Here is a 4,170-nt window from a genome sequence, read left to right as displayed (position 1 = left end):
GATCCACGTCGGGCCGAGCGTGTACGAGCCGAGATGCAGAAGGACCAGCACCTCGGCTCGTACACGCTCGGCCCGACGTGGATCAACGCGCTCGAGCTGTCGAACGTCGCGGCGACCCTCGCCTCGCACGGCAAGTGGTGCCCGCCCAGCCCGATCGAGGGAGTGTTCGACCGCGAGGGCAAGCCCGTCCCGATCACCCAGCAGGCCTGCGAGCAGGCCGTCGAACCCGGACTCGCCGACACCCTCGCGACGGCGATGAGCAAGGACACCGCCGGCGGCGGTACCGCTTCGGGTGCCGCGGGTTCGGTGGGCTGGAACCTGCCGGTCGCGGCGAAGACCGGTACCACGGAGTCGCACATGTCGTCGGCGTTCCTCGGCTTCACCAACCGGTTCGCCGGGGTCGTCTACACCTACGGCGACTCCCCCACCCCGGGGCAGATCTGCTCGGGTCCGGTTCGCCCCTGCTACGACGGCAACCTCTTCGGTGGCACGGAGCCGGCTCGGACGTGGTTCTCGGCGATGCTGCCGGTCGCGAACAAGTTCGGTCCCGTCGAGCTCCCTGCCCCCGACCCGCGGTACGTCCGCGGTGCCGGTAACGCCCAGGTCCCCGACGTCACGGGCCTGTCGAAGGACCGCGCGGTACAGCGCCTGCGCGACGCTGGTTTCTCGGTGTCGGAGGCGACGATCGCCGGTGAGGAACGCGCCGGAACCGTGACGGGTACGTCCCCGAGCGGCTCGGCGGTGCCGGGTTCGACGGTGACCTTGTTCATCAGCGACGGATCGGTCCGCGTGGCTCCCACCACCAGCGCCACCCCGGCGCGTCCGCGCGATCGCGAGGTTCCCGACACGACCCGCCCGTCGACCCGCGCGCCTGTTCCGGAACGTGAGCTGGAGCAGAGCGAGTCGAGTCCTCCCGCGGACGAGGACTCCACTCCCACGACGACACCGAGCCGCCCCGACAACTGAGCCGCAGAACGTCCACGGCCGTGCAGTTCTCGTCGCCCCTTCCTGGTGAAGGCCCGCGAGAACTGCACGGCCGTCCGGCTACAGGCGTGAACGAACGGCTGCGGACAAGCGTTTGCCGTCCGCTTTTCCTGCCGCGATCTCGGTGGCGGCCTTCATCACCTGGCCCATGTTCTTCGGGCCCGGACGCGTTCCGAGTTCCTCGGCGACGCGCGCGAGTGCGGTGTCGACGACGTCGACGAGTTCGGCATCGGTCAGCGGCGTGGGCAGGTATTCGTCGATGATCCGCGCCTCGGCGTGCTCCTTGGCCGCGAGCTCGCCGCGTCCGTTCTCGGTGTAGATCTCGGCGGCCTCGCCGCGCTTCTTCGACTCCTTCGCGAGAACCTCGAGCACGTCGTCGTCGGAGAGCGCACGTGCCTCCTTGCCGGCCACCGCCTTGTTCCGGACCGCCGCCAGCAGCATCCGGAGCGTCTCGGTCCGCAGCTTGTCCTTGTCCTTCATCGCAGCCGTCAGGTCTGTCCGCAGTCTGGATTCGAGGGAGGATGTGGTGTTGCTCATGCCGGAAACGCTACGCGGGGCAAGCGAACCGCGTGCGGTGACCACACACGGCGGTACGCTGGAGAAGTGCCTGACCTGTCTGCAATTCGCCGTGTAACCCTCGGTGCTGCCGGCGCCGCCGCTCTCGGCCTCGGTTACGCCACGCTGATCGAACGGAATGCGTTCACCCTTCGCGAGGTCACGGTGCCGGTGCTCGCACCCGGCGCGTCGACACTGCGGGTGCTGCACATCAGCGACCTGCACATGACTCCCGACCAGAAGCTCAAACAGAACTGGTTGCGTGAGCTCGACAGCCTCGAGCCCGATCTCGTGGTGAACACGGGCGACAACCTCTCGCACCCGAAGGCCGTTCCGGCCGTCGTCCAGGCTCTCGGCGGGCTTCTCGCCCGCCCGGGTCTGTTCGTCTTCGGGAGCAACGACTATTTCGCTCCCGTGCTGAAGAACCCGCTCGCCTACTTCGACAAGAACCACGACCGGGTCTACGGTCCTCCGCTGCCGTGGGGCGACCTGCGCGCGGCGTTCACCGAGCGGGGCTGGCAGGACATGACGCATGTGCGCCGCGACATCGAGGTGGGGGGTGTGCGCATCGCTGTCGGCGGTGTCGACGACCCGCACCTCGACCGCGACCGGTACGAGACGATTGCCGGTGCGGCCGATCCCTCGGCCGATCTGCGGCTGGGCATGACGCACTCCCCCGAGCCGCGGGTGCTCGACCGTTTCGCCGAGGACGGCTACGACCTCGTTCTCGCGGGCCATACCCACGGTGGTCAGCTGTGCCTGCCGTTCTACGGCGCGTTGGTGACCAATTGCGGAATCGACCGGTCGCGGGTGAAGGGCGCGTCGCGGTGGGGCGCTCACATGCGACTGCACGTCTCCGCGGGCATCGGCACGTCGCCGTTCGCTCCCGCCCGGTTCTTCTGTCGTCCGGAGGCCACCCTGCTGACCCTCGTTCCGGCCTCGCGCGACACCACGCAGCACACCAGTGGCGACGCGGCAGAGCGCGCCGGGTTACGTCGCTGACCAGCCGATTTAATCTTCTGCGGGCTCGTGTTGTAAGCTGACCGAGGTTCAATACGGGGTGTGGCGCAGCTTGGTAGCGCGCTTCGTTCGGGACGAAGAGGTCGTGGGTTCGAATCCCGCCACCCCGACTCGTGGAAGAACTCGTCAGGGCACTTTCTCCTCACGGAGAAGGTGCCCTGACTACGTTTGCGGGTCGGTGCGAATCCGAGACGGGGTCGCGAGGACGGAGTGGTTCCGGCTGTAGACGAAGTAGATGATCAGGCCGAGGAGCATCCACAGCACGAAACGCAGCCATGTCTCGACGGACAGATTCACCATCAGCCACACGCACGCGATCACCGCGAGAATCGGGACCAGCGGCACCAGCGGCACCCGGAACCCGCGTTCGAGATCCGGTCGTGTCCGCCGCAGCACGATCACACCGATCGACACGAGTACGAACGCGAAGAGCGTGCCGATGTTGACCATCTCCTCGAGCGTGCCCAGCGGCACGAGACCCGCGAGCAGCGCGACGACCACCGTCACGAGTACCGTCGTGCGCACCGGGGTTCCTCGACTGCCCGTGTGGGAGAGCCCGCGTGGCACGAGTCCGTCCCGCGCCATGGCGAACAACACCCTCGTCTGACCCAGCATCAGCACCATCACGACCGTCGTCAGACCCGCGAGGGCACCGATCGAGATCAGGTTCTTGGCCCAGTCCATCCCGTTGAGCGCGAACGCTGTCGCCAGCGTCGACTCGTCCCCTTCGAGGGCGGTGTAGTCGACCATGCCGGTGAGGACGAGGCTGACGGCCACGTACAGCACCGTCACGATCGCGAGCGAGCCGAGGATGCCGATCGGCACCGCCTTCTGCGGGTGACGCGTTTCCTCGGCCGTGGTGGCGACGACGTCGAATCCGATGAACGCGAAGAACACCAGACTGGCTGCGGCCAGCAGCCCGTACCAGCCGAAGGTGCTGCCTCCTGCGCCGGTGGCGAACGAGAACAGGGACTGATGCAGTCCGTCGCCGGTGTCGCCGGCTTCCGAGGGTGGGATGAACGGCGAATAGTTCTCGGCCTTGACGTAGAAGGCGCCGAGAGCCACCACGAACAGCACCACCGCGATCTTGATCGACGTGATGACCAAGGAGACCCGGGACGAGAGTTTGGTACCCGTGGCGAGCAGCACGCCGATCACGGCGACGATCAGGATCGCACCCCAGTCGACTTTCACCGGCCCGATCGTGAAGCTCGAGGACACGGTCATGACCTCGTGGAGGTAGAGCGACCACCCCTTCGCGACCACCGCCGCCGCGAGGGCGAATTCGAGGATGAGGTCCCATCCGATGATCCACGCGACGAATTCCCCGAAGGTCGCGAACGAGTAGGTGTAGGCGCTTCCGGCGACAGGCACGGTCGAGGCGAATTCGGCATAGCAGAGGGCGGCGAGGGCGCACGCGATCGCCGCGAAGACGAAGGCCAGTGACACCGACGGGCCGGCGACGTTGCCCGCGGTCCGGGCGGTGAGCGTGAAGATGCCGGCGCCGATGACGACTGCGACTCCGAACACGATGAGGTCCCAGGCGGTCAGATCCTTGCGCAGCCTCGAATCGGGTTCGTCGGTGTCGCGGATGGATTGCTCCACCGACTT

The 4,170-nt window shown here is 67.4% G+C and carries 4 protein-coding genes and 1 tRNA gene; 3 read left to right on the top strand and 2 right to left on the bottom strand.

What is annotated here, in order from left to right; genetic code table 11:
* A partial coding sequence (locus R1101_RS0117375) for a PASTA domain-containing protein (RefSeq protein WP_016934636.1) occupies positions 1–966 on the top strand: 966 nt, incomplete at its 5' end.
* A 78-nt stretch (positions 967–1,044) separates the two neighbouring features.
* On the opposite strand, the gene R1101_RS0117370 is transcribed toward R1101_RS0117375, so the two are convergent.
* Positions 1,045–1,521, bottom strand: coding sequence for a GatB/YqeY domain-containing protein (locus R1101_RS0117370; protein WP_026003399.1), 477 nt, complete (start codon positions 1,519–1,521; stop codon positions 1,045–1,047).
* Positions 1,522–1,587: 66 nt separating this feature from the next.
* On the opposite strand from R1101_RS0117370, the gene R1101_RS0117365 reads away from it, so the two are divergent.
* On the top strand, positions 1,588–2,541 hold the full coding sequence (locus R1101_RS0117365) for a metallophosphoesterase (RefSeq protein WP_016934634.1): 954 nt from the start codon (positions 1,588–1,590) through the stop codon (positions 2,539–2,541).
* A 54-nt stretch (positions 2,542–2,595) separates the two neighbouring features.
* Positions 2,596–2,669: transfer RNA gene (locus R1101_RS0117360), tRNA-Pro, on the top strand.
* 52 nt (positions 2,670–2,721) lie between these two features.
* Here R1101_RS0117360 and R1101_RS27265 read toward each other — a convergent pair.
* On the bottom strand, positions 2,722–4,170 hold a 1,449-nt coding region (locus R1101_RS27265), incomplete at its 5' end, for an amino acid permease (protein WP_016934633.1).

Origin of the sequence: Rhodococcus sp. R1101, assembly GCF_000278445.1 — a bacterium.
GTDB classification, from domain to species: domain Bacteria; phylum Actinomycetota; class Actinomycetes; order Mycobacteriales; family Mycobacteriaceae; genus Rhodococcus; species Rhodococcus gordoniae.
Note: the sequence above shows the minus strand (reverse complement) of the source record. Positions and strands in the feature narration are given on the sequence as shown.

Bases quoted from the DNA above. Each gene is read 5' to 3' on its own strand.
- R1101_RS0117370 (WP_026003399.1), bottom strand. From the start codon at position 1,521: ATGAGCAACACCACATCCTCCCTCGAATCCAGACTGCGGACAGACCTG.